This is a genomic window from Atlantibacter sp. MEI4A-1023 (assembly GCF_056155425.1).
In genome coordinates this window covers 247885-273506 of the sequence record NZ_CM149568.1, presented here as the reverse complement: position 1 = coordinate 273506, position 25622 = coordinate 247885, and the positions used below count along the sequence as shown (strand labels likewise).

Sequence of the window (25622 nt, the reverse complement as noted above, 5' to 3'; positions counted from 1 at the left end):
CTGGAACGCAGGCAACTATTCGCAGTGCCAGCAGGCATAGGTTGTAGAACTGCTGGCAAGAGAATGAATGCCAGTGACCCTAAAGGTTCGCGCCAGCGCTTGAATGGCGGGATGACGCCCGCAGCGTAAACGTCAACCCTGCCGCCAGCGCTACCAGCCCCGCCGTCGCCAGATAAATACTCGACACCCCCGCCCAGGCCATCAGCAAGCCTGCCAGCGGGCCGGTGATGCCCAGCGACATATCCATAAACACCGTATAGGTCGCCAGCGCGCTGCCCTGGTTTTGTGCCGGCACGGCTTTTACCGCCACCACGCCCAGCGCCGGGAACACCAGCGAAAAACCCGCGCCGGTTAAGAAGGTGCCCAGTTTCGCCATCCACGGGCTAAACGCCATGCCCACCAGCAGCAGGCCGACAATCTCAACGGCAAAGCAGACCAGCGCCACGTTTAATCCGCCAAAGCGGTTGATACCGTTGGGGAACAGCAGACGCGTGCCGACAAAGGCGGCGCTGAACAGCGTTAAGGCAAACGCGGCATCATCCCAGCCCTTCGCGTCGTAAAACAGCGTGATAAAAGTCGCGATAACGCCGAAACCCGCCGAACCCAGCGCCAGCGCCATGCCGTACAGCCAGACCTTGCCCAGCACGGCCCGGAACGGCAGCGGCTTGCCTTTGCTGGCGATAACGGGTTTGCGCGGCAAGGCGCACAGAATAGCCACCAGCGCGATGGCCATAATCACCCCGGCCAGCAGCTTCATGCCGCCAGAATGGAAAATCCACACCCCAAGCGGTGCGCCAATCGCCATCGCGCCATAAGTGACAATCCCGTTCCAGGAAATCACCCGGCCAATATGCAGCGAACCCACGACGCCCACGCCCCACAGCGTCGATCCGGTCCCGGCGAAACTTTGCCCAATACCCAAAATAAGCCGCCCGGCGCACAGCAGGATCAGGCTTAACAGCGCGGCCTCGGTATTCAGCCCGGCAAGAAAATAACCCAGCCCGCTAAGAAAACAGCCGCAAAGCCCAAAAATAACAATTTTCTTCGGCCCGAACAGGTCGGCATAGCGCCCGGCGTAAGGACGGCTTAACAACGTGGCTAAATACTGGAGGCTGATCACCAGCCCGGCCCAGAAGGCGCTGAAGCCCATCACATCATGGACATAGCCTGGCAGGACGGCCAACGGCAGGCCGATGGTGAGATAGCTGGCAAAATTGAAAATAGCGACAGAAACGATGCGCAGATTTAAACGCAATCCACTTATTGCCGGTTCAGCGGCTTCGGGCATGACAATCACCGGAATTATAAAACGAGGGTTCAGTATAACCCTGATAGCGTAACGCTTCACACCCACCACTTTCGGAGCGATCTACTCCATCACCTTATACGTCACGCACTACACTTTATCCGTCGCCCTGTTAATTGCAGATCCCCTGCGTTGGGCGAATCAAGGACTTCCCACGCAGATGGTAAAAATGAATCCAAAAATAACGACTCCCCCAACCGATAAAGTCGGTTTACACATGCTGCAAAAACTGGCGGCGCTGGTGATCATTCTCGCGGGTATTCACGCCGCCGCCGATATCTTAGTGCCTATGCTACTGGCGCTTTTTTTCGCTATCGTTCTTAACCCGTTAGTCACCTGGTTTTTGCGCCGGGGTTTTAATCGCACCATGTCGATCACCATTGTGGTGGTGGTGATGCTGATTGGCCTGACGCTGCTGTTCGGCGTGCTGGCGGCCTCGCTCAACGAATTTATCGCGCTGTTGCCTAAATACAATAAAGAACTCACGCGTAAACTGCTTAGTTTGCAGGAGTTTTTTCCGTTTCTGAATCTGCATATCTCACCGGAGCGGATGTTAAAACGCATGGATTCGGAAAAGGTGATGACCTTCGCTACCGCGCTGATGACCCAGCTTTCCGGGGCGATGGCCAGCATTGTGCTGCTGGTGATGACGGTCGTGTTTATGCTGTTTGAGGTACGCCATGTGCCGTACAAACTGCGTTTCGCCCTGTCTAATCCGCAAATCCATATTGCTGGTCTGCACCGCGCGTTAAAAGGGGTGAGCCATTATCTGGCATTGAAGACGTTAATCAGCCTGTGGACCGGGGTCATTATCTGGTTGGGGCTGGAATTAATGGGTATCCAGTTTGCCCTGATGTGGGGGGTGCTGGGCTTTTTGCTCAACTACATACCGAATATCGGTTCGGTGATTTCCGCTATTCCGCCGATGATCCAGGCGCTGCTGTTTAATGGCTTCTACGAATTTATGCTGGTGGGTTCGCTGTTCCTGGTGGTGCATATGGTGCTGGGCAATATGGTGGAACCACGCATGATGGGCCACCGGCTGGGCATGTCGACGCTGGTGGTGTTCCTGTCGTTACTGTTCTGGGGATGGCTGCTGGGGCCTGTGGGAATGCTGCTGTCGGTGCCGCTCACCAGCGTGTGCAAAATCTGGATGGAAACCACGGTCGGCGGCAGTAAAGTCGCGGTACTGCTGGGGCCAGGCAGACCCAAAAGTCGGCTACCCGGATAAGTTACCTACCTGTGTTGGTAGCTGAACAATAACGCGCCAGGAAATAAACCTGGCGCGTTATATTTTTATGGGATAAAAAATTACTCTAACTTAAATCAACCGCAATTTTGTTCTGTAAAACGATACTTCTTTATGGGTAGCGTTCGGGTTTTACGGCGTTAAACTCTGAATTTTTATGAGTATTATCGCTTGCCCTTAACCAAACGGTGGTTATTTCACTTAAGAATGTCCTTATGCCAGACAAAATATTGCGTCATGTTTTTTGTTAATTTACCATCACACCTCTTCAGGTTAATCGAAATGAATTAGCAGAAGGAACAGCGAAAACCAACACGGATGAAGAAATCATTATTTTTAATGACCTATAAAAGCTAACCCATCTGTTTTCGTTGTCCATTACACAGTTTCACCGACTGGTCTTTGTGAGCCAGCAAATCATTTTTGCCCGATGCGCTTCAACGCGTTGGGTAATTGGGTTGTATTGATGAAACGTCTATGGAGATCGTATGAAGAAAATCGTTAAGCTTTTAACCGCTATTGCTTTCGCTGGCGCGCTGGCTGGGTGTGCAAACACCGCGCCGGTTCAACAGGTCAACGCCACCGTGGCGGGCAAACACACCGCTGAACAGGTACGCACCGCGATCCTGAAAGCGGGCGTTCAGCGCAAGTGGGTGATGACCGACGCGGGCGCGGGTTTGATCAAAGGCCGCCTGCAGGCGCGCGACCATGTCGCTGAAGTACGTATTCCTTACTCTGCTAATAGTTACTCCATTATTTATGACAACAGCCTGAACCTGAAAGCCGCCGACGGTAAAATTCACAAGAATTACAACCGTTGGGTCAACAACCTGAACCAGGATATTCAGATCAATCTGTCCGCTGGTGCCAACCTGTAATTTCAATGAATTAACAACCGGCCCTTTCCGGCCGGTTTTTTTGTTTACCTCTGGTTAAGGAACGCACCGTGCGTCATCACTACGATCGGGATACACTCTCCGCGCTGGACGCTATTACCGAAGCGCAACGCATCGCCTTTGCGCCGATGTTATTTCAAACGGCGGTGATATTACGCGACAGCGGCATCCTCGGTTTTCTGGATAAACAGGGAAAAGCGGGAGCCACATTAGAAAATATCGAAGAAAATTGTACTCTCGATAAATATGCGGTTAGCGTACTGCTGGATATGGGGTTAAGCGGCCGTATTATCACCCAACAAAATGAGCATTATCTCATCGCTAAGGTCGGACATTTCTTACTTCACGACCCGATGACCCGCGTGAATATGGATTTCACCCGTGATGTTTGTTATCAAGGGCTGTTTTTTCTCCAGGATGCGCTGCGCAGCGGTAAACCGGAAGGGCTAAAAGTTTTTGGCGACTGGCCGACAATCTATCCAGCCCTGTCGCAATTACCTGAACCGGCGCGCAGCAGTTGGTTCGCCTTCGATCACTATTATTCTGACGCGGCTTTTAACGCGGCTTTGCCGCATGTCTTTGAGCTGGCACCGAAAAAGTTGTACGACGTGGGCGGAAATACCGGCAAATGGGCGATTCGCTGCTGCCGTTATAACCCGGCGGTGAATGTCACTATTCTGGATTTGCCGCAGCAAATCGCGCTGGCGCAGGAAAATATCGCGGCCAATGGCCTGAGCGATCGCATTGATTTTCATCCAGTGGATATGCTCAGCGATGCGCCATTACCTGACGAGGCCGACGTCTGGTGGATGAGCCAGTTCCTCGACTGCTTCTCCGCCGAACAGATCGTTGCCCTGCTGGGGAACATCGCCAAAGTCATGAAACCCGGTGCCCGCGTGTGCATCATGGAGCTTTTCTGGGATGCGCAAAAATTTGAAGCCGCTGCATTCAGCCTGAACGCGTCATCGCTCTATTTCACCACGATGGCGAATGGCAACAGTCGTTTTTATAGCGTCGCCACCTTTATCAAACTGGTGGAGCAGGCAGGGTTTGAGATTGAACAACGGCTCGACGATCTGGGCGTTGGGCATACGCTGTTGGTGTGCCGCAAAAAAGCGTAACGGGCGGCGTAGCTGCTTAATCAGAAACAAAAAGCGCGGAAAGCGTGTAGATGAAATTTTCACTTAACATCATTGACTGGCAAGCCAGAGCACCGGGGCTCAGCGATGCCGCAGACTGGCGCGCATGGTCGCAACAGGATCGGGAAATCGATCCGGCGTCCCCGTATGCCAAACCCAGCGAATTGCCGATGATGACCAGCCGCCGTCTTAACTCAGGCAGCCGCCTGGCGGTGGACAGCGGCCTGGCGATGTTGCGCCGCCACGCGCCGGATGCGGTGCTGTTTACCAGCCGTCACGGCGAGCTGGAGCGCAATCTTCGCATTCTGGACGCCATCGCCGCCGCGCAGCCCCTCTCGCCCACCGATTTCGCTATGTCAGTGCATAACTCGTCGGTGGGCAACCTGACCATCACCGCGAAGCAGCCGCTGCCGTCGTCATCACTTTCCGCTGGCCAGGATACGTTCCAGCAAGGGCTGATTGAAGCGCTGACGCTGTTCCAGGCGGGCTATCAACGGGTGCTGATGGTGGACTTCGACGGCCTGCTGCCCGCGTTTTATCACCCTCACCTGCCCGCCAACATGCCCACCTGGGCATGGTCGCTGGCGCTGGTGCTGGAAGCGGGCACGGATTTACATTGCGAAACCCACGCCCACACCCTGCACCGTGAAGCGCCGCTGCCGCAGGGATTACAGTTCCTGCGCGGCTGGCTGAAAGACGACGCGGCGTTCAGCGTGGATGGCGAGCGTGCCGACTGGCGGTGGAGCAAATCATGAATCGCATCCTGGCGCAGGTGAACTGGCTGTGGCGTCTGGTGATGACCGGCGTTTGCTTCGCGCTGTTCGGTCTTGGCGGGCTGCTGCTCTCCGTGGTGTGGTTCAACCTGTTGTTGCTGGTGCAGCGTAACCCGGAAAAGCGCCGCCGTCTGGCGCGCCGCAGCATCGCAGCCAGCTTCCGGTTTTTCCTGCGCGCGGCGCGGGCGGTCGGCGTGCTGGACTACCGCATCGAAGGCAAATCCGTGCTGGATAATGAGCGCGGTTGCCTGGTGGTGGCTAATCACCCGACGCTGATCGATTACGTGCTGATCGCCTCGGTGATGCCGGAAACCGACTGTCTGGTGAAGAACGCCCTGCTGAAAAACCCGTTTCTCGGCGGCGTGGTGCGGGCGGCGGATTATCTGATTAACGACCAGGCGGATGCGCTGCTGCCCGCCTGCCGCGAACGGCTTGGCCGCGGCGAAACCGTGCTGATTTTCCCGGAAGGCACCCGTACCGTGCCCGGCCAGCCGCTGACGCTCCAGCGCGGCGCGGCCAATATCGCGGTGCGTTGCCACAGCGACTTACGGGTGGTGCACATCCTTTGCAGCGAAAACCTGCTGGACAAGCACAGCCGCTGGTATGACGTTCCGCCCCGCAAACCGCTGTTCGAGGTGGTGGTGCGCGAGCGTATTCATACCCAACAATTTTACGATCCGATGTTGGATCAGGAGCCCGCGTTGGCGGCTCGCAAACTTAATCGACACCTTTTGCACCAATTAACACCAGGCCTGACGCCTGGCCCAGGAAACAACGATGCAAGCGCTCTACTCTGAAATCAAAAATCTGATTATCACCACCCTGAACCTCGACGAACTGTCCGCCGACGATATCGACGCCGACGCGCCGCTGTTTGGCGACGGTCTGGGTCTCGATTCCATCGACGCGCTGGAATTAGGGCTGGCCGTGAAAACCCAGTATGGCGTGGTGCTTTCCGCCGAAAGCGAAGAGATGCGCCAGCATTTCTATTCCGTCGCCACGCTGGCTGCTTTCATTGATTCTCAACGCGCCTGAAGACGAGCACGATATGGTTGATAAACACGCGATTTACCAGGAAGTGTCTACACTTCTGACCCAGCTTTTCGAAATCCCTGCCGAGGATATCTCCCCTGAGGCGCGCCTGTACGAGGATCTGGAACTCGACAGCATCGACGCCGTGGACATGGTGGTGCATCTGCAAAAGAAAACCGGCAAGAAAATCAAACCGGAAACGTTCAAATCGGTGCGTACCGTTCAGGACGTGGTGGACGCGGTTGAGCGTCTGCTGAACGACGAGTAACCGATGCTGCACGCTGCCCTCACGGTCGCGCGGCGTCTGACGCAGCCGGCCATCGCCCTGGTGATGGTCGCCTGGCCGTTCATTATCTGGTTCGGCATCACGCATCACGCCCTCGCCTGGCTGCTGCCGGTGATGGTGCTGCTGCTGTTGATCCGCCTGCGCCAGGCGCGGTTGCGCGGCGGCCCGCTGCGGCTGATCGCCAAAGGCGTCGCCCTGACCGGCGTCGTGCTGTGCGTGGCGAGCCTGGTATTGCGCAGCCATCACCTGCTGCTGTGGTATCCAGTGGTGGTGAATACGCTGCTGCTGGGCATGTTCGGCACGTCGCTGTGGAGCAACATGCCGCTGGTGGAGCGTATCGCCCGCCTCAAAGAACCGGACCTGCCGCCTGCGGGCGTGCGCTACACCCGGCGCGTCACCCAGGTCTGGTGCGGCTTTTTTATTATTAATGGCGGTGTTGCGGCCTTTACCTGCTGGTACGGCGACACCGATCTCTGGACGTTGTGGAACGGCATGATCGCCTATCTGCTGATGGGCGCTTTAATGGCGGGGGAATGGCTGGTGCGCCAACGCGTGATCCAGCGGGACGTATCATGATAAGCACCTTACCTCTGGGGCAGTGGCTGAGCACGCAGCGCCCCGACGACATGCCCGTCGCTTGGCTGGGCGACCACACCTGGACGCTGGGCCAGATGCGCCACGACGTGGCAACGCTCACCCACCATCTGCGGGCGCAGCCCGGCGCACGCTGGGCGCTGTGCTTTGAAGACAGCTATCTGTTTATCGTGGCGCTGCTCGGCGCGCTGCACGCGGGCAAAACGCCGGTGATCCCCGGCCACAGCCGCCTGTCGCTGCTGGACGAACAGCGGGAATTATTCCACGGGGTATTGAGCGACCGCACCCTCGGCTGGAACGGCCCGATGGTGGTCGTGGCCTCAGCGAAACGCGCGTCCGGGGCGATCGACCTGCCGGCGATCGATCCCGACAGTTTCGTGGAGATCTTCACGTCAGGATCGACCGGCACGCCGCGCCGGGTAATCAAACCTATCGCGTCACTTGACCGCGAAGCCGCGCTGCTGGCGGAACGCTTCGCTGAACGGCTGGCGGGCTGCCGGATTGTCGCCTCGGTGGTGCCGCAGCATCTTTACGGCCTGACGTTCCGCATCTTCCTGCCGATGTCCCTCGGTTTACCGCTACACGCCGCCATGACTTATTACGCGGAGCAACTGTCGGCGCTGCCCGCCACGCACCGCTATGGCTTTATCAGCAGCCCGGCATTTTTAAAGCGCCTCGACCACACCCTGACGCCACCGCCGATTGCCCTGATTGTCTCCGCAGGCGGTATGCTGCCCTGGGGCGATGTGGTGCAAACGCGGGCCTGGGCCAACGTGACCCCGGATGAAATTTACGGCAGCACCGAAACCGGCATTCTGGCCTGGCGCTACCGCGCCGAAGATGATACGCCCTGGCTGCCTTTTGCCGGGATGCGCTTTGAGCTGGAAAACGACGCCTGGCGGGCGTTCTCCCCGCTGATCCCCGATCCCGCCGGACTGCTGCTGGATGATAATCTGGCCTTTGAAGACAACGGCCTGTTTCGCCTGCATGGTCGGCGGGGCCGGGTGGTGAAAATCGAAGAAAAACGCATTTCGCTGTGCGAAGTGGAACAACGGCTGCTGGCGCTGGACGGCATCGTTGAGGCCGCCGCTCTGCCCATCACCCGCAACGGTCGCCAGGGCATCGGCGTGCTGGTGGTGGTAGATGACGCCACCCGCGCCCATCTTAACGCCGCCGCAGGCAAACAGCTTGAGCTGGTCTGGCGTAAAGCGCTGATCCCCTGGCTGGAGCCGGTGGCGATCCCGCGCTACTGGCGGGTGATCGACACAATCCCGGTGAACAGCATGAATAAACGCGTCTATGCGCAACTGCAGGAGTTTTTCCATGACCCCGCATGAAATTGCCCGCACGCGGCTTTCTCCCCATCGCTGGGAGCTTCACTTGCGCCTCGACCCGGCGCTGTTCTGGTTTAAAGGCCACTTCGCCGTACAGCCGCTGCTGCCGGGCGTGGCGCAGCTCGACTGGGTGATGCATTACGCCCGGGAACTGCTGGCCCCCGAGGCCCGGTTCCACAAGATCGTCAATGTGAAATTTCAGGCCCCACTGCTGCCGGAAAATGAGCTGTGCTTAACCCTCGACTGGCAGCCGGAGCGCCACACGCTCTCTTTTAGCTATCAGCGTTTGTGCGGTGAGCAACGTCTGCCTGCCAGCAGCGGGAAAATCCGCTTATGCCCGTAAGCAACGCGTTCTCGCCCTGTGTGGTGATCCCCTGCTACAACCACGGCGCAATGATGCCGCAGGTGCTGGCACGCCTCGCGCCGTTCGGTTTGCCGTGCATCGTGGTGGACGATGGCAGCGATGCCGCCACCCAGCAGGCGCTGACGCAATTACAGGCCGATTTCCCGGCGCTGATGCTGGTGCGGCTGGCACAAAACGCCGGTAAAGGCGCGGCGGTGATCCGGGGGCTGGAAGTGGCCCGCGATGCCGGATACAGCCATGCGGTTCAGGTGGACGCCGACGGGCAGCACGCCATCGAAGATATCCCGCAGTTTCTGGCTGAGGCCGAACGCCACCCCGAGGCGCTGATTTCCGGCCAGCCGATTTATGACGACTCGATCCCCCGCTCGCGCCTGTATGGCCGCTGGGTCACGCATGTGTGGGTGTGGATTGAAACCCTGTCCCTGAGCCTGAAAGACAGCATGTGCGGGTTTCGCGTCTACCCGATCGCGCCGACGCTGGCGCTGGCGCAGCATATCGCCCTCGGCAGGCGCATGGATTTTGATACCGAAATAATGGTGCGCCTCTACTGGCGCGGCCACCCGAGCTATTTCATCCCGACCCGCGTCACCTACCCGCAGGACGGGCTGTCGCATTTTGACGCCCTGCGCGACAACCTGCGCATCTCCTGGATGCACACCCGGCTGTTCTTCGGCATGCTGCCGCGCGCGCCGGGCCTGCTGATGCGCAAGCGCCGCCAGCACTGGGCGCGCACCGAAGAGGTGAAGGGCCTGCTGGGAATGCGCATCATGCTGACCGTCTGGCGCTTGCTGGGACGCGGCGCATTTGAGCTGCTGCTGCGCCCGGTGGTCGGCGTTTACTGGTTGCTGGCCCATGACGCGCGACGCGCCTCGCAGCAGTGGATCGACACGGTGACACAACAGCGGGCCGCGCAGCAGATCCAGGACCACCAGCGCCTGAGCAGCTACCGCCACTTTCTGCGCTTCGGCAGCGCGATGCTCGATAAAGTCGCCAGCTGGCGCGGCGAACTACAACTCGGCAAGCAGGTCGTTTTTGCCCCAGGCGCGGAAGCGGCGCTGGATATTACCGGGCCGGACGGCAAGCTGATCCTCGCCTCGCATCTTGGCGATGTGGAAGCCTGCCGGGCGCTGGCCCAGCGTAGCGGCGCGCGCACCGTCAATGCGCTGGTGTTTACCGATAACGCCCGGCGCTTTAAGCAGATTATGGAAGAGATGGCCCCCCAGGCGGGCGTCAACCTGATCCCGGTCAGCCATATCGGTCCGGACACCGCGATGCTGCTAAAAGAGAAACTTGATGCCGGTGAATGGGTGGCGATTGTCGGCGACCGCATCGCGGTCAATCCGCAGCGCGGCGGCGACTGGCGGGTGATCTGGAGCCGCTTTATGGGCCGCCCCGCACCGTTCCCACAAGGGCCGTTTATCCTGGCCTCGGCGCTGCGCTGCCCGGTGGTGTTGCTTTTCGCGCTGCGTGAACAGGGCCGTCTGGTACTGCACTGCGAGCCGTTTGCCGACCCGCTGACGCTACCGCGCGCGACCCGCCAGCAGGCGTTGCAGGAGACGGTGGATCGCTATGCGGCGCGCCTTGAGCATTACGCCCTGCGCTCGCCGCTCGACTGGTTTAATTTTTTCGATTTCTGGCAGTTGCCCGACGCGGCGCGCCATGAAGATAAGGAGTAACAGGTGCTGAACGATCCGCGTTTTACCGCCGAGGTTGAGCTGACCATCCCGTTTCACGATGTCGATATGATGGGCGTGGCGTGGCACGGCAACTATTTCCGCTATTTCGAAGTGGCCCGCGAGGCGCTGCTTAATCAGTTTGATTACGGCTACCGCCAGATGAAGGAATCCGGCTATTTGTGGCCGGTGGTCGACACCCGGGTGAAATACCGCGATGTGCTGACATTTGAGCAGCGCGTCCGGGTGCGGGCGCGCATCGAGGAGTTTGAGAACCGCCTGCGCATCGGCTATGAAATTTTCGACGCCGCAACCGGCAAACGCACCACCACGGGCTACACCATCCAGGTGGCGGTGGAAGAAGCCACCCGCGAACTCTGCTTTGTGAGCCCCGCTATTCTTTTCGAACGTATGGGAGTGACGCCATGAGAGCCCTGGCCCTTGTCCTGTTATTACTCAGCCCGCTGGTGCACGCCGTCACGCTGGATACTCTGCAACAGCGTTTTACCTCCCAACCGGTGGTGCGCGCGCACTTTGTTCAGGAGCGGCAGATTAAAGATATGCCCCAGCCGCTGCGCTCCTCTGGCGAGATGATCATCGCCCGGGACAACGGCCTGCTGTGGCAGCAAACCGCGCCGTTCCCGATGACGCTGATGCTTAACGATAGCCAGATGGTACAGGTGATCAACGGCCAGGCGCCGCAGGTGATCACCGCGCAAACCAACCCGCAGATGTTCCAGTTTAACCACCTGTTGCGCGCCCTGTTCCAGGCCGACCGCAAGGTACTGGAGCAGAATTTCCGCCTCGATTTCCAGGACCAGGGCAACAACGCGTGGCAACTGGTATTAACGCCGATCACCACGCCGCTGGATAAAATCTTCGCCACCATCACGTTGAACGGTAGCGACTACCTGGACGCCATCCAGTTAGACGACAAACAGGGTGATAAAACCCACATTACCTTCAGCCAACACCGCCTGACGCCAGCGACCCTGACCGATGACGAACGCCAACGTTTTGCATTCTGAGCCCCGGCGCAGCGGCGCGCTGGTCTGGCTGGCGGTTTGCCTGGTATTAGCGGCAACGCTGGCGGCGCTGTTGCCCGGCGCGCGGATCAACAGTTCGGTGCTGGCGCTGCTGCCGAGCCAGAGCCTGGGGGCAGTGCCGCCAGCGCTTAACGACGGCTTTATGCAGCGCCTCGACCAGCAACTGGTGTGGATGGTCAGCCCCGGCAAACAGGCCGATCCGGCTGCCGCCCAACGCTATCTGGAATTGTTGCGACAGCAACCCGCGCTGGCGAAGGTCGGCGGCCCGGTGGATGCCGCCGCGCAGCAGGCGTGGGGCGAGTTTTTCTTTACGCACCGCAACGGCAGCCTCGACAGCGCGACCCGCGCCCGTTTACAGGACGGCGGCAACGCCCAGGCGCAGTGGATTTTATCCCAGGTCTATTCGGCATTTTCCGGGGTCAGCGGCAAGGAGCTACAGCACGATCCGCTGATGCTGGTGCGCGGCGCGCAAATGAATCTGGCGCAAAACGCCAGCCACCTGCGGCTGCTCAACGGCTGGCTGGTGGCCCAGGATGCGCAAGGGAACAATTGGTATCTGCTGCACGGCGAGCTGGCTGGTTCATCGTTCGATATGCAGCAAACCCACCAGAGGGTGGAAACGCTGAACGCCCTGCAAGCCAAACTGAAAAGCGAATTCCCGCAGGCGCAGGTGCTGTCGCGCGGCACGCTGTTCTACAGCGATTATGCCAGCCAGCAGGCGAAGCACGATGTCTCGACCCTCGGCGTCGCCACGGTGCTGGGCGTGATTTTGCTGATCGTCGCGGTGTTCCGCTCGGTGACGCCGCTGCTGCTGTGCCTGCTGTCGGTGGGCGTCGGCGCGCTGGCGGGCAGCGTGTCGGTGCTGATGGTGTTCGGCGAACTGCATTTAATGACCCTGGTGATGAGCATGAGCATCATCGGCATCTCGGCGGATTACACGCTCTACTATCTGACCGAACGCATGGTGCATGGTGCGGAGATGTCGCCGTGGCAAAGCCTCGCCAAAGTGCGCAACGCGCTGCTGCTGGCGCTGCTCACCACCGTGGCGGCCTATTTGATCATGATGCTCGCGCCGTTCCCCGGCATCCGCCAGATGGCGCTGTTCGCGGCGGCGGGTCTGATCGCCTCGTGCCTGACGGTGATTTTCTGGCATCCGTGGCTGTGCCGTCGTTTACCGGTGCGTCCGGTGCCGGGCATGGTATGGCTGATGCGCTGGCTGGCGGCCTGGCGGCGCAACAATGCACTGCGCATTGGGCTGCCGGTGGTGCTGGTGGCGGTTTCCATCGCCGGGTTTAGCCTGTTGAAAGTTAATGACGATATCGCCCAGCTCCAGGCGCTGCCCGCCGATATTCTGGCCCAGGAAAAAACCATCACCGCGCTGACCGGCCAGGGCGTCGACCAGAAATGGTTCGTGGTGTACGGCGATACCCCTGAGCAGACGCTCCAGCGCCTCGAAGCCTTTACGCCAGCGCTGGCGCAGGCCAAAGAGCAGGGGCTGATTGAGAGCTGGCGGCAGATCCCGCTCAACTCCCTCGCTCGCCAGCAGCAGGATGTGGCGCTGATTGGACAGAGTGTGCCGACCGTACGCCAGGTGCTGAGCCAGGCGGGCATTACGCTGAATGAACCGGATACCCGCCCGATGCCAGTTACGCCGGAGCAGTGGCTGAACAGCCCGGTGAGCGAAGGCTGGCGGCTGATGTGGATCACCCTGAAAAATGGCCAGAGCGGCGTACTGGTGCCGGTCAACGGCGTGAAGGCCAGCGATGCGCTGAATCAACTGGCGGAGCAGGCCACGGGCGTGGTGTGGGTCGATCGCAAAGCCAGTTTCGACAATCTGTTCGCGCTGTACCGCACCCTGCTGGGCGGCTTGCTGGGCGTGGCGCTGGTGGTGATTGCCATCGGCGCGGTGGCGCGGCTTGGCCTGCGCAAAGGCGCGATAAGCCTGGTACCGTCGCTGCTGTCGCTCACCACCGGCCTTGCAGTGCTGGCGTTTACCGGCCACAGTCTGAACCTGTTTTCCCTGCTGGCGCTGGTGCTGGTATTAGGGATCGGGATTAATTACACGCTGTTTTTCAGCAATCCGCGCGGCACGCCGCTGACCTCGCTGCTCGCCGTCACCGTGGCGATGATCACCGCGCTGTTGACCCTCGGGATGCTGGTGTTCAGCAGTACCCAGGCGATCGCCAGCTTTGGGATTGTCTTGTGCAGCGGGATTTTCACCGCCTTTGTGCTATCGCCGCTGGCGATGCCCGACCGAAAAGAGAGAAAGAAACGATGAAGCAGACACTCTGGCGCGCGGGCCTGTTGCTGGCGGCGCTGTGGCTCGCGGGTTGCAGCCACTCCACGCCAACAGAAACACGCCCTAAAGCCTGGCTGAAGCCGGGGGTACAGGTGACGCTACCACCGCCGGGCATCACCCCGGCGGTCAGTTCTCAACAATTGCTCACCGGCAGCTTTAACGGGCAAACCCAGTCGCTGCTGGTGTTGCTCAACGCCGATGAGCAAAAGCTCTCGCTGGCCGGGCTGTCATCGGTAGGCATCCGCCTGTTTTTGTTGACCTATGATAAAGCGGGCATCCATACCGAGCAGTCAATTGTGGTGCCGCAACTGCCACCTGCCAGCCAGGTGCTGGCGGACGTGATGCTGAGCCACTGGCCGCTCGCCGCCTGGCAAACCCAGTTGCCGAAAGGCTGGACGCTGCGTGATATCAATGATCGCCGTGAACTGCGCGACGGCAGCGGCAAGCTGGTGACGGAAATCACCTACCTGCAGCGCAAAGGCAAACGCGAGCCGATCAGCATTGAGCAGCACGTGTTCCATTACCACATCACCATTCAATATCTTGGTGACTGATATGATTTATATTTCTGCGATTGGTATGGTCAACGCGTTGGGCAACACGCTCGACGATATCGCCCGTCATCTCTCACTCGGCGTCGCGCCGGGCATGAAACCGCGCCAGGGCTGGCTGGTTAACGGCGAGGACGCGGTGCTGGGCGGCGTAGAGGGCGACCTGCCCGCTATTCCTGCGCATCTTGCCGCCCACCGCTCGCGCAATAACCAGTTGCTGCTGGCAGCGCTGGCGCAGATCCAGCCGCAGGTGGATGACGCCATTGCCCGCTACGGCAACGCGCGCGTGGCGGTGATCCTCGGCACCAGCACTTCCGGGCTGGACGAGGGCGACCGGTTTGTGAGCCATCACCATCACCGCGAGCGCGACGATAACTGGCACTACTACCAGCAGGAGTTAGGCGATCCGTCGCGTTTCCTGAGCCAGTATCTTGAACTCGCAGGCCCGGCGTATACCCTTTCCACCGCCTGCTCCTCCAGCGCCCGCGCCATTATCAGTGGCCGCCGCCTGATTGAAGCCGGTCTGGTGGATGTGGCGATTGTCGGCGGCGCGGATTCGCTCAGCCGGATGCCGGTGAACGGTTTTGACAGCCTGGAGTCGTTTTCCACTACCCTTTGCCAGCCGTTCGCCCGCGAGCGTTGCGGTATCACCATTGGCGAGGCGGCGGGCCTACTGCTGCTCACCCGCGAGCCGCAGCCGCTGACGCTGTTGGGCGTGGGCGAATCCAGCGACGCGTTTCATATTTCCGCGCCGCATCCCGAAGGCGAAGGGGCGATCCGGGCGATTCACCAGGCGTTGCAGGACGCCGGGCTGACGCCGCAGGATATCGGCTATATCAATCTGCACGGCACCGCCACGCCGCTTAACGATCAGATTGAGTCGAAAGTGGTAAACGCGATTTTCGGCACCTCCACGCCAGGCAGTTCTACCAAGCACTTAACCGGGCATACCCTGGGCGCGGCGGGCGTCACCGAAGCGGCGCTCAGCGCGCTGATCCTGCTACGCGGGCTGGATTTACCGGCTCAGGACTTCCGCAACTCGACGCCGGACGACAGTCTGCCGGAATGCGGTTTGCTGCACGCTCCCGCGCCGCTGGCCCGTCCGGTTATCCTGTCGAATTCCTTCGCGTTCGGCGGCAATAATGCCAGCCTGATTATTGGGAGAGGTTGATGAGCGGTTACCTCACACCAGGCGATTATTTACCCCACGAGGCGCCGATGCTCTTGCTGGACGAGGTCCTGAGCGTCAGCGCCGACAGCGCCCGTTGCCGGGTTGCGCTCAGCGCGGATGGCGTGCTTGCGCCGTTTCTGGATAGCGAAGGCCGCCTGCCCGGCTGGTACGCGCTGGAACTGATGGCGCAGACCGTCGGCGTCTGGTCCGGCTGGCATCGCCACCAGCAGGGCGAAAAGCGAATTTCGCTCGGCATGGTGCTGGGCGCGCGGGATCTGGAATCTACAGTCAGCCACTTCCCCGCCGACGCCACGCTGGATATCGCGGTACAGTTGCTGATGCAGGACAGCCGCTTCGGCAGCTTTGAGGCAACGATTTACCAGGGCGAACAGCCCGTGGCGACGGGACGTATTAATACTTTTCAGCCGGACGAGGCTGAATTAGCACAGTTATTTAACCAGGGATCACCACAATGAGTCGTTCAGTTCTGGTCACCGGGGCCAGCAAAGGCATTGGCCGGGCCATCGCCGTTAAACTGGCTGCGGACGGGTTTACCGTCGGCGTGCATTACCATCGCGACCAGGCAGGCGCACAGCAGACGCTGGAGCAGATCGCGGCGGCGGGCGGCCAGGGCCGTTTGCTGAGTTTTGACGTGGGCAACCGCGAGCAGTGCCGCACGGCGATTGAACAGGACATCGAGGCCCACGGCGCGTGGTACGGCGTGGTAAGCAACGCTGGCATCGCCCGCGACGGCGCGTTCCCGGCGCTGAGCGATGAAGACTGGGACGGCGTGATCCACACCAATCTCGACAGTTTTTACAACGTTATCCAGCCCTGTGTGATGCCGATGATCGGCCTGCGCAGCGGCGGGCGTATTATTACCTTGTCATCGGTTTCCGGGATCATGGGCAACCGCGGCCAGGTGAACTACAGCGCCGCCAAAGCCGGGATTATCGGGGCGACCAAAGCGCTGGCTATCGAACTGGCGAAGCGCAAAATCACCGTTAACTGTATCGCCCCCGGCCTGATCGACACCGGGATGATTGACATGGAAGAGGCCGCGCTGAAAGAAGCGATGAGCATGATTCCCATGAAACGTATGGGCCAGGCGGATGAAGTCGCCGGGCTCGCCAGCTACCTGATGTCGGATATCGCCGGTTACGTCACCCGCCAGGTTATCTCTGTAAACGGAGGCATGTTATGACACGTCGCGTTGTTATTACCGGTATGGCCGGGGTCACCGCGTTTGGCGAAACCTGGCAACAGGTGGCGGCACGGCTGAAACAGGGCGAAAACGCCGTGCGTCATATGCCGGAATGGCAGGTTTACGACGGGCTGCACACGTTGCTGGGCGCGCCGATAGACGATTTCGCGCTGCCGGAGCATTACACCCGCAAACGCATCCGCTCAATGGGCCGGGTATCGCTGATGTCGACCCGCGCCACCGAACTGGCGCTTGAACAGGCGGGATTGATTGGTGAGGAAGTGCTCACTAATGGCGAAACCGGGATTGCCTATGGTTCTTCCACCGGCAGCACCGGGCCGGTGAGCGAATTCGCCACCATGCTCACCGAGAAGCACACCAATAACATCACCGGCACCACCTATGTGCAGATGATGCCGCACACCACGGCGGTGAATACTGGGCTGTTCTTCGGGCTGAAAGGCCGGGTGATCCCCACGTCCAGCGCCTGCACCTCCGGCAGCCAGGCGATTGGCTACGCCTGGGAAGCGATTCGCCACGGTTATCAGACGGTAATGGTCGCGGGCGGTGCGGAAGAATTGTGTCCGTCAGAAGCGGCGGTATTCGATACGCTGTTCGCCACCAGCCAGCGCAACGACGCGCCGAAAACCACCCCGTCGCCGTTTGATAAAAACCGCGATGGCCTGGTGATTGGCGAAGGCGCGGGGACGCTGATCCTCGAAGAGCTGGAGCACGCCAAAGCGCGCGGCGCAACGATTTACGGCGAGATTGTCAGCTTCGCCACCAACTGCGATGCGGCGCATATTACCCAGCCACAGCGGGAAACCATGCAGATATGCATCGAAAAAGCGCTGAAGATGGCGGGCCTCGGGCCGCGTGATATCGGCTATATCAGCGCCCACGGCACCGCCACCGATCGCGGCGACATCGCCGAAAGCCAGGCCACCGAAGCGCTATTCGGCGCGCATACGCCCATCTCATCACTGAAAAGCTACTTCGGGCACACTCTCGGCGCGTGCGGCGCGCTGGAGGCCTGGATGAGCCTGGAGATGATGCGTGAAGGCTGGTTCGCCCCAACCCTGAACCTCCAGCAGCCCGACGAGCAGTGCGGCGCGCTGGATTACATCATGGGCGAACCGCGCTATATCGACTGCGAGTTCCTGCAAAGCAACAACTTCGCCTTTGGCGGCATTAACACGTCGCTGGTGATCCGCCGCTGGTCGTAACTATGCTGCGGCTGATTAAAGGTGAAATTGCACAGCTCAGCGCGCCGGAAGTGGTGGCGCGCTGGTTGCCAGCGGATATCGCCGCCGCTGCGCCCGAAGGCCCGCGCCGCCAGAGCTGGCTGGCGGGCCGGGTGATACTGGCGGCGCATTGCCCCTCAGAAAGTTTGCAAGCACTCACTTTCAATCAGCACGGCAAACCCACCTTTGCCCGCCCCGGCGCGCCGCATTTCAATATGAGCCACAGCGGCGACCGGATCGTGCTGGCCATTGACGACCGCGCGCCGGTCGGCGTGGATATTGAGATCCTGCGCCCGCGCCGCGCCTGGCAGCGCATCGCCGCAGACTACTTCGGTGAGGCTGAACGCCAGCGCTTAGCCGCCCTGCCGCACGCTGAACAGTTACTGGCCTTCTGGCGCGGCTGGACGCTGCGGGAAGCGGTACTGAAACAACGCGGCGGCAGCGTCTGGCAAATGGCGGCGCTGGACGTGTCGCCCGACTCGCTTAACCAGCAGAATTTGTTTACCGGATGGCACCACGGCACCACGGCGATGATTGCCGTCTGCGCCGCCCATCCGTTTGACCTCACTCTCAGCGTCATGACTGGCGTTTAAGCCGCTACACGGCGCGCCGCCTGATAGTGCGAGCGCCAGTAGTCATTGCTCAGGGAGGAAATCGTTACGCCCTGGTGGGTCGAGGCGTGGATAAATTCATCGCCGCCAATAAACACCCCCACGTGGCGCTGGCTACGGCCCGTTTTGAAAAACACCAAATCGCCGGGCTTTAATTCACCGCGCGAAACCGCCCTGCCGTGGCGCATCTGTTCAGCGGCGGTACGCGGCAGCGATAACGCGGCGGATTCAGAAAACAGGTGTTGCATCAGCGCCGAGCAGTCTACGCCACGGTGGCTACTGCCGCCCATATGATAATGGGTGCCTTTCCAGGCGGCATATTGCTGTAATAATCGCGCTTTCAAAACGTCATTGGTGACATCGCGGGCAATAAACATTCTGCCGCTATGCATTCGATTTACCTGAAAGCGTGATGAATGCAATTCTGGGGATAATTCAGCCGCAAAGGTTACCCGTGAAATAATAACCAATAAAATAATAAATAATGACTTAAGCATAACCATTAATCGCTGAGTGATTTGCTCCTTACCAGAGGGCGGGAACCCGGTTCGAATAGCCTTTTCGAGAGGCCAACCTTAACAGCAGGTGATAACTCACTCAATTTACATTCACTACAACAACCATTAAGCCCATAGGAATCGCCGTATATTTCAGGCTGTTAGACCAGATGATAGGATAAAAGCGTTAATAATCCTCCCATCCGGGTTCAGGATTAATCTGAAGTTAATGTCTTCTAACACAATTTAATTTTCGCCTTAGTGAGTTTACGGCAAAATAGGATAAATAATCGCGTAATAGCGACAAAATAAAAGCATGACTTATTTCGCATTTGGCAAGGCATAACATTTTATGATGCTGGATATCGTTCGAAACGCATTGGATGTGCGACGTGTTAAAAAGTGCGCGCGTAAACAAATGGCGCTGATTAATTTAACCTGGCTGGCACGTAATTTTGATAAAGCCAATGCCCGGCTTGCGGTATACGGCAAAACTTACGCCATTGATGATTCACACTTACCGGTAGAAATGCCGCTTCCCATACAGTACATCGCGCCGGGGCTGCCGCTGGAGAGCATCATTCAGGATCTGATGGCGCAGTTTTTTTGCTACTTACCGGCGCACATGTCGGAGATCCGTATCCTAGAGGATTTGCCCGGCATTTTGACCCTGGGGTTGTTTATTCGCGGCAGCGACACGCGGCTCATGGAATACACCCTGGTGGATGAAGTCGCCTGGTATTTGTTTCACTGCGGATGGGAAGTCTCGGTATCGGAGGAGATGCTGGAGCAAGCCGACGCGCGTTATCGTCAGCTTACCCGGCATGAGGTTGCGCACCACGCGCCATCATGACAGCGTAATGCGTGTATCTGGCCCGCACAGGCGAATCGGCTGCCCGGCATCAAGCTTTGCAAGAAACTGGCTGTGTTTGCTGCTGCTGATCCCGGTACTGCACCACAACAAATGGTGTTCATAGCGTTGGGTTGAAACCGCCGGGGTATCGCTTACCCGCGAGGAGAGTTCAACATCGAAACCCTGGCGCGTCAGCCGGATCGCCTCCATCCAGACATCGGTCTCATCTTCGACGCTGATGGCTTCGAGGAACAGCGGCACCCGTTTAGTACGCCAGGCATGACGCATAACGCACCGGGCACGGTGCAATACCGCGCCATGGAAGCGGAAAAGGCGTCGCGCCGCGCCGCTCATGATATCTTCTTCACGCAGCCATTTATTTAATGGCCGCAGCACGTGCTTAATATAATCATCGCCGCAATAATCATGGTCAATTTGCCGCATCAGTCGCGTCAGCGTCCGGTCAGAACCATATTCAAGCTGCCATAATAATTCGCCGCGATGGGCAGACCAGCCGGGCGTCCAGGACTGTTTTCCTTCTAATTGCCACAGGCGTATTTCATTCAGCGTTGCGCCGCTAGCCGCCATATTAACGACATGGTGAATCTCGCCAATCTGCTCAACTTTCCAGCCGGTTTCTGAATCGTGGAGGCTGATTAATCCTGATTTTGACCACCGTTCGATGCAGGCCGGGTGGTTGCCGGTAATCGCGCAAATAGCTTCGGTTGAAAAAGTTATCATTCGAACCCCTTAGTGAGGGGAGAATTGCCGCCGGATGTAATCCGGGGATGGAGGACTATTGTGGACCCTTCTGCCGTAAAAATATACGTTTATTTATTAACCGGCTAAATGCGTTCGCTCAATAATTATTCCCCATTATAATCATGGACTAATAAACACGTAAAGATATATGATGTATAATATGATTAAAAATTCGGCGCTTCGCTTGCTTATTAGTGAGTAGACTTTTTCGCTGTAAAATAGCATCAGAAAGCGGTGAAGAATAAAATTAAGAGAATTCCCGCGCTGATAAATATATTTTCCAGGCGCTTTTTGATCATTATTGATGTTTAAACGTGATTAACCGCTTAAGCATTTATTTTCGCCTCATAGAACATTCTGAAAATTACTCAAGAAAAGCTATGTAAAGTCCATTAAATATCCGAACAAAAATTAAAACTATTCGCGGGTTCGCCGTCTGGAGTCTACCTTTATTAATCCCGCACATAAACGAGACGCGAACCATGACGATTAATGATAAACGCCATCTTCACTACCCCCGCCCACCTTTTGTTGAGCAACCGCAAAAAGCGCCCGGCCTGGCCTCAGAAATGAAGCCGCTGCCCGATCATGGCGAAACCAGTTATATTGGCTCGGGTAAACTGGAAGGGAAAAAAGCATTAATCACCGGCGGTGATTCCGGTATTGGCCGCGCCGTGGCGATTGCATTTGCCCGTGAAGGCGCAGACGTGGCGATTAATTATCTGCCGGAAGAAGAAACCGATGCGGCTGCGGTAATTGCTTTAATTGCCTCAGAAGGAAAAAAAGCCGTTGCTATTCCTGGCGATATTCGTTCAGAAACCTTTTGCCAACAGTTAGTTGAAAAAGCCGTTCAACAACTGGGCGGTCTGGATATTCTGGTGAACAATGCCGGTCGCCAACAATATTGCGAATCGATTGAAGAACTGACCACTGAAGCCTTCGACGATACCTTTAAAACCAACGTATATGCCCCGTTCTGGATCACCAAAGCCGCCGTGCCGCATCTCCAGGAAGGCGCAGTGATCATCAACACCTCCTCGGTACAGGCCTATAACCCCAGCGATATTCTGCTCGACTACGCCCAGACCAAAGCCTGTAACGTGGCCTTCACCAAGTCGCTGGCGAAACAGCTGGGCAAGAAAGGCATCCGCGTTAACGCCGTCGCGCCAGGCCCTTACTGGACACCGTTACAGTCCAGCGGCGGCCAGCCGCAAGAGAAAGTCATGCAGTTCGGCGCGACCGCACCGCTGGGCCGCCCTGGCCAGCCGGCGGAAATCGCGCCGCTGTATGTCACCTTCGCTTCTGACGTTTGCTCATTTGCTTCCGGCCAGGTGTGGTGCTCAGACGGCGGTACAGGAACGCTATAATTAGACGGTCGTCGCTACCGACGACCGCTGCTGGCGCAAGGGGATTGCCTGATGAAAAACCAGTCTTACCACCATCACCAACGTATCGATGGCTATGCGGGCCTCGGCGATTATGCCGCCATCGGCGACGGACGTTCCGTCGCCCTGATCGCGCCGGACGGTGCCATCGACTGGTGGTGCGCCCCCAATATGGATTCGCCGCCGCTGTTTGACCGGATCCTTGACGCTAACCAAGGCGGCTATTTCCAGATAGCGCCGTCAGGCGATTATCAGGTCGAACGGCGATACCGGGAAAACAGTAATGTGCTGGAAACCTGCTTTAAAACGCCCACCGGCGAGGTCCGCTTCACGGAATCCCTGAACAGTACGTTCGCTGGCCGCCTACCGTGGTGTGAACTGGCACGGCGTATTGAAGGCGTAAAGGGCGAGGTGCAGCTTAAGCTCACTTTCGCGCCCGGCACGGCGGCCTACACCCGCGCCCCGTGGATCGCGCCGTCCCGGCTGGGCGATGTGGTGCACATCGGCGATTTAATGGCGATGCTGCGAACGCCAGACGAGATGGATTGCACGCTAAAAGATGACCAGAGGATCGAAGGGTCTTTTACGGTGCGTGAAGGCGAGCGTACCCTGGTCGCCCTGCTGGTCAGCCAGAAGGAGCCGCTGGCGGTGCCGACCATGGAATCGATTGACGAGCGTATCGAGAACAGCGACCACGCCTGGCGGCACTGGACCGAGCATTTAACCTATCAGGGCGAGTTCAAAACCCACGTTAACCGCTCGGCGCTGGCGCTGAAATTCCTGCTTTACTCCCCTACCGGCGCGCTGGCAGCGGCCCCAACCACCTCGCTGCCGGAAGGTATCGGCGGAATAAAAAACTATGACTATCGCTACGCCTGGATCCGGGACGCCTGCCTGATTATTCGCGCCTTTGCGTTTATCGGCGCGCTGGCGGAGTGCAAAGCGGCGTTTTCCTGGCTGACCAACACCATTATTCGCCACGAAGGGTCGCTGCGGGCCTGCTACACCCTGGATGGCGATATCGTACCGGACGAAAAATTCCTGCCGTTGGAAGGCTATATGGGCTCCCAGCCGGTGCGGCTCGGCAATAACGCCCAGAGCCAGCAGCAGCTCAGCATGTATGGCGATATGCTGGAGACGGCGTTTTTGTTCGTTAACGCCGGGCACGTGCTGGATCTCACCACCGCGCGCCTGCTGGCGAAGCTTGCCAATGAATGCGCCGACCTGTGGCGGCAGGACGATTCCGGCATCTGGGAACTGCACGAGCGCCGTCATTACACCCATTCGAAAATCGCCTGTTGGATCACGCTGGATATCGCCATACGCCTGGCGGAGGAAGGCCATATCGAGACAACCTGGCTGCATCGTTGGGAACGTGAAAAAACGCGCATCAGCGAATGGGTGGAAACCCACTGCTGGTCTGAAGAAAAGCAGGCGTATACCTTTTACGCCGGGACCGACAAACTCGACGCCGCGCTGGGCCTGGTGTGGTATTACGGGCTAAAGGTGAACCCGGATCGCATGAAATCCACCTATGACGCGATAGTCGAGGAGCTGGGGCACGGCACCCCGATGCTTTACCGCTACAGCGAAGTGGAGCGCGAAGAGAGTACGTTTGTCGCCTGCTCGTTCTGGCTGGTGGAAGCCTGGGCGCGGCTGGGGGATCGGCAAAAAGCCCGGGGTTATATGAACCACATCCTGGAAACGCTGTGCGATAAGGGCAACGTCGAAACCTTCAATGAGATGTTCGACGTACGTACCGGCGAATGGCGCGGCAACGTGCCGCAGGGCTTAAGCCATTTAGCGCTGATCTGCGCGGCGGATGCCTTAGCCGGAAACCGCTTCTGGGTTAAAGAGGACGAATAGCCGTTACGCCGCCGTTGAGCATACGCTTAACGGCGGCAGTGCCTTACAGCACCCGTTCCGGCCAGAGCACGTCTGGAACGCCGTTCAGCACCGGTCTTGCGAACAAGAAACCCTGAAAGCGCTGAACGCCCGCAGCCTCCAGCCAGCACCACTCCTCTACTTTCTCCACGCCTTCGGCGACGACGCTGATTTCCAGCGCCGAACAACAGCTCAGGATCGCCTGCACAATCGCTTGTTTTGGCCCATGCACGTGAATGTCGCTGACAATACTGCGGTCGATTTTCAGTTTATCCGGCTGGAAGCGGGTTAATAACGACAGCCCGGCAAACCCGGAGCCAAAATCGTCAATCGCCAGGCCAATGCCCGCTGAACGCAGCTCGCGCACCGCAACCTGAAATGCGTCGAAGCGGGATATCACTTCATCTTCCGTCACCTCGACGATCACCTGCTCCGGCACCAGACCGTTCCGGGCGATTTGCTCCAGCAAAATATTCACCGCGTTCGGCACCGTTACCAGCGACATCGGCAGTAAATTAATGGAGATCTTATGGTCGCCAATGCCGATTTTATTGGCCAGCGCAAAGGCCCAGGCTTTGGAATAGAGGTCGGCTTCATGCAATTTATCGTGCGGAATGGCGCTGAAATATTCCTGGGGAGAACCACCGTCCGGGCTGCGGATCAACGCTTCAAGAGAACTGATTTTTCCTTCCAGTGGTTCAACGATGGGTTGCAGGGCAAACTGGCAGGGCTGCGCTGACGCCAGAGGCACGGTGATAGAGTCAAAGGCCCGGCTATCCTGGATAAACGACCAGTCGCGGGGCTCGGTGCTGTGCGTTAACAGGCTTTTCCAGTCGCCCTTGATAAACGCTTTAATAAATTTGTAGACACGATCATCGCCTGCCAGGTCGAAAAACCGCGAACGCTTGATGAGTGGCATACGAAACATTGCGCTCTGCTGCGCGCTGCGCAGGTCAATCAGCTCCATACCCAGATTATTGAAGCGCCGCCGCGGCGCATAATCGCGCATCAGCTCTACCACGCTATCGTGCCGGGGGTCTTTGCAGAGGGTTCGGTACAGGAAGTTGACTGATTCCAGCGGTCCTTCAAGGACCTGCAGAAAATGCGTACCGTCAAACAGCAGGATGCCCGTGACTTGTAAGCTTTCATTTTTCGCCTGCGCCCTGGCTACCAGCGGCGGTAATTGTTCAGGGCTAAACCCTGAATTTAAGCGACTCCGGTAGATTAACGTCGAAAGCATCAAATCAAGTCCTTTTGCGTAGGAGACGTGCTAAGGAGATAAGCATCGCGTAGCGAGCTTAAGCAGTCTCAGAATACCTTTAAATTTTTGGAAATAACAACCAGCCTGGCTAAGAAATAGAGTCGTCAGAGGAGTATGCGCATAATGGCCATAATCAATTAAGGGATAAAGAATAATTTTTTAGGTCTGCACCGGGGATAGCGCAAGAAAAGAGAGTTCAGGTCATTAA

At 58.3% G+C, this 25622-nt stretch carries 27 protein-coding genes; 23 read left to right on the top strand and 4 right to left on the bottom strand.

The window, feature by feature from the left end:
* Nucleotides 1-79: 79 nt before the first annotated feature.
* A complete protein-coding gene (locus ACVV26_RS01290) occupies nucleotides 80-1288 on the bottom strand; it encodes an MFS transporter (RefSeq protein WP_474799665.1) in 1209 nt (402 codons plus the stop codon).
* Between the two features lie 199 nt (nucleotides 1289-1487).
* On the opposite strand from ACVV26_RS01290, the gene ACVV26_RS01285 reads away from it, so the two are divergent.
* From ACVV26_RS01285 to acpT, 20 genes are all read left to right on the top strand, one after another.
* Nucleotides 1488-2537 carry an AI-2E family transporter gene (locus tag ACVV26_RS01285; RefSeq protein ID WP_474801683.1) on the top strand — a complete coding sequence of 350 codons (1050 nt, stop codon included), beginning with the start codon at nucleotides 1488-1490 and terminating at the stop codon, nucleotides 2535-2537.
* Between the two features lie 506 nt (nucleotides 2538-3043).
* Nucleotides 3044-3433, top strand: a complete 390-nt coding sequence (locus ACVV26_RS01280; protein ID WP_474799663.1) for a lipoprotein — start codon at nucleotides 3044-3046, stop codon at nucleotides 3431-3433.
* 68 nt (nucleotides 3434-3501) lie between these two features.
* Entirely contained in the window at nucleotides 3502-4572 is a 1071-nt protein-coding gene (locus ACVV26_RS01275) for a methyltransferase (protein ID WP_474799662.1), read from the top strand.
* A 50-nt stretch (nucleotides 4573-4622) separates the two neighbouring features.
* The gene (locus ACVV26_RS01270) at nucleotides 4623-5345 is read left to right on the top strand and encodes a beta-ketoacyl synthase chain length factor (RefSeq protein ID WP_474799660.1); all 723 of its coding nucleotides are present in this window, start codon (nucleotides 4623-4625) and stop codon (nucleotides 5343-5345) included.
* The gene (locus tag ACVV26_RS01265) at nucleotides 5342-6160 is read left to right on the top strand and encodes a lysophospholipid acyltransferase family protein (RefSeq protein ID WP_474799659.1); all 819 of its coding nucleotides are present in this window, start codon (nucleotides 5342-5344) and stop codon (nucleotides 6158-6160) included. Before ACVV26_RS01270 ends, ACVV26_RS01265 begins: the two co-directional genes overlap by 4 nt.
* Nucleotides 6141-6398 (top strand): phosphopantetheine-binding protein, encoded by a 258-nt coding sequence (locus tag ACVV26_RS01260; RefSeq protein WP_125292640.1) that lies wholly within the window; start codon nucleotides 6141-6143, stop codon nucleotides 6396-6398. The genes ACVV26_RS01265 and ACVV26_RS01260 overlap by 20 nt, the downstream gene beginning before the upstream one ends.
* 13 nt (nucleotides 6399-6411) lie before the next feature.
* A complete protein-coding gene (locus ACVV26_RS01255) occupies nucleotides 6412-6663 on the top strand; it encodes an acyl carrier protein (protein WP_474799657.1) in 252 nt (83 codons plus the stop codon).
* Between the two features lie 3 nt (nucleotides 6664-6666).
* Entirely contained in the window at nucleotides 6667-7257 is a 591-nt protein-coding gene (locus ACVV26_RS01250; RefSeq protein WP_474799656.1) for a COG4648 family protein, read from the top strand.
* The gene (locus ACVV26_RS01245) at nucleotides 7254-8612 is read left to right on the top strand and encodes a class I adenylate-forming enzyme family protein (RefSeq protein ID WP_474799655.1); all 1359 of its coding nucleotides are present in this window, start codon (nucleotides 7254-7256) and stop codon (nucleotides 8610-8612) included. Before ACVV26_RS01250 ends, ACVV26_RS01245 begins: the two co-directional genes overlap by 4 nt.
* On the top strand, nucleotides 8599-8952 hold the full coding sequence (locus tag ACVV26_RS01240; RefSeq protein ID WP_312982024.1) for an ApeI family dehydratase: 354 nt from the start codon (nucleotides 8599-8601) through the stop codon (nucleotides 8950-8952). The genes ACVV26_RS01245 and ACVV26_RS01240 overlap by 14 nt, the downstream gene beginning before the upstream one ends.
* On the top strand, nucleotides 8943-10649 hold the full coding sequence (locus ACVV26_RS01235; protein ID WP_474799654.1) for a glycosyltransferase family 2 protein: 1707 nt from the start codon (nucleotides 8943-8945) through the stop codon (nucleotides 10647-10649). Before ACVV26_RS01240 ends, ACVV26_RS01235 begins: the two co-directional genes overlap by 10 nt.
* Nucleotides 10650-10652: 3 nt before the next feature.
* Nucleotides 10653-11075, top strand: coding sequence for an acyl-CoA thioesterase (locus ACVV26_RS01230; RefSeq protein ID WP_474799652.1), 423 nt, complete (start codon nucleotides 10653-10655; stop codon nucleotides 11073-11075).
* Nucleotides 11072-11674: an outer membrane lipoprotein carrier protein LolA gene (locus ACVV26_RS01225; RefSeq protein WP_474799650.1), complete on the top strand. Its 603-nt coding sequence runs from the start codon at nucleotides 11072-11074 to the stop codon at nucleotides 11672-11674. The genes ACVV26_RS01230 and ACVV26_RS01225 overlap by 4 nt, the downstream gene beginning before the upstream one ends.
* Nucleotides 11646-13970 (top strand): MMPL family transporter, encoded by a 2325-nt coding sequence (locus ACVV26_RS01220; RefSeq protein WP_474799649.1) that lies wholly within the window; start codon nucleotides 11646-11648, stop codon nucleotides 13968-13970. Before ACVV26_RS01225 ends, ACVV26_RS01220 begins: the two co-directional genes overlap by 29 nt.
* A complete protein-coding gene (locus ACVV26_RS01215; protein WP_474799648.1) occupies nucleotides 13967-14545 on the top strand; it encodes a DUF3261 domain-containing protein in 579 nt (192 codons plus the stop codon). Before ACVV26_RS01220 ends, ACVV26_RS01215 begins: the two co-directional genes overlap by 4 nt.
* 1 nt (nucleotide 14546) lies before the next feature.
* Complete coding sequence (locus ACVV26_RS01210; RefSeq protein WP_474799647.1) at nucleotides 14547-15713, top strand: beta-ketoacyl-[acyl-carrier-protein] synthase family protein; 1167 nt, start codon at nucleotides 14547-14549, stop codon at nucleotides 15711-15713.
* A complete protein-coding gene (locus ACVV26_RS01205; protein WP_474799646.1) occupies nucleotides 15713-16189 on the top strand; it encodes a hotdog family protein in 477 nt (158 codons plus the stop codon). The genes ACVV26_RS01210 and ACVV26_RS01205 overlap by 1 nt, the downstream gene beginning before the upstream one ends.
* Nucleotides 16186-16917 (top strand): 3-ketoacyl-ACP reductase FabG2, encoded by a 732-nt coding sequence (locus ACVV26_RS01200; protein WP_474799645.1) that lies wholly within the window; start codon nucleotides 16186-16188, stop codon nucleotides 16915-16917. The genes ACVV26_RS01205 and ACVV26_RS01200 overlap by 4 nt, the downstream gene beginning before the upstream one ends.
* On the top strand, nucleotides 16914-18143 hold the full coding sequence (locus ACVV26_RS01195; RefSeq protein ID WP_474799643.1) for a beta-ketoacyl-ACP synthase: 1230 nt from the start codon (nucleotides 16914-16916) through the stop codon (nucleotides 18141-18143). Before ACVV26_RS01200 ends, ACVV26_RS01195 begins: the two co-directional genes overlap by 4 nt.
* 2 nt (nucleotides 18144-18145) lie before the next feature.
* Nucleotides 18146-18754, top strand: a complete 609-nt coding sequence (gene acpT, locus ACVV26_RS01190; protein WP_474799641.1) for a 4'-phosphopantetheinyl transferase AcpT — start codon at nucleotides 18146-18148, stop codon at nucleotides 18752-18754.
* Here acpT and ACVV26_RS01185 read toward each other — a convergent pair.
* Nucleotides 18751-19164 (bottom strand): NlpC/P60 family protein, encoded by a 414-nt coding sequence (locus ACVV26_RS01185; RefSeq protein ID WP_474799640.1) that lies wholly within the window; start codon nucleotides 19162-19164, stop codon nucleotides 18751-18753. The two genes, acpT and ACVV26_RS01185, sit on opposite strands and share 4 nt — an antisense overlap.
* 490 nt (nucleotides 19165-19654) lie before the next feature.
* Between ACVV26_RS01185 and ACVV26_RS01180 the strand changes: the two genes are divergently transcribed.
* Nucleotides 19655-20122 carry a hypothetical protein gene (locus ACVV26_RS01180; protein ID WP_474799639.1) on the top strand — a complete coding sequence of 156 codons (468 nt, stop codon included), beginning with the start codon at nucleotides 19655-19657 and terminating at the stop codon, nucleotides 20120-20122.
* Here ACVV26_RS01180 and ACVV26_RS01175 read toward each other — a convergent pair.
* A complete protein-coding gene (locus tag ACVV26_RS01175; protein ID WP_474799637.1) occupies nucleotides 20117-20863 on the bottom strand; it encodes a transcriptional regulator in 747 nt (248 codons plus the stop codon). The two genes, ACVV26_RS01180 and ACVV26_RS01175, sit on opposite strands and share 6 nt — an antisense overlap.
* Before the next feature lie 503 nt (nucleotides 20864-21366).
* Here ACVV26_RS01175 and ACVV26_RS01170 point away from each other — a divergent pair.
* On the top strand, nucleotides 21367-22251 hold the full coding sequence (locus tag ACVV26_RS01170) for an SDR family oxidoreductase (protein WP_312982048.1): 885 nt from the start codon (nucleotides 21367-21369) through the stop codon (nucleotides 22249-22251).
* Nucleotides 22252-22302: 51 nt separating this feature from the next.
* Complete coding sequence (locus ACVV26_RS01165; protein ID WP_474799636.1) at nucleotides 22303-24135, top strand: glycoside hydrolase family 15 protein; 1833 nt, start codon at nucleotides 22303-22305, stop codon at nucleotides 24133-24135.
* A gap of 43 nt (nucleotides 24136-24178) precedes the next feature.
* Here ACVV26_RS01165 and ACVV26_RS01160 read toward each other — a convergent pair whose 3' ends face one another.
* Nucleotides 24179-25393, bottom strand: coding sequence for a diguanylate phosphodiesterase (locus tag ACVV26_RS01160; RefSeq protein WP_474799634.1), 1215 nt, complete (start codon nucleotides 25391-25393; stop codon nucleotides 24179-24181).
* Nucleotides 25394-25622 lie beyond the last annotated feature (229 nt).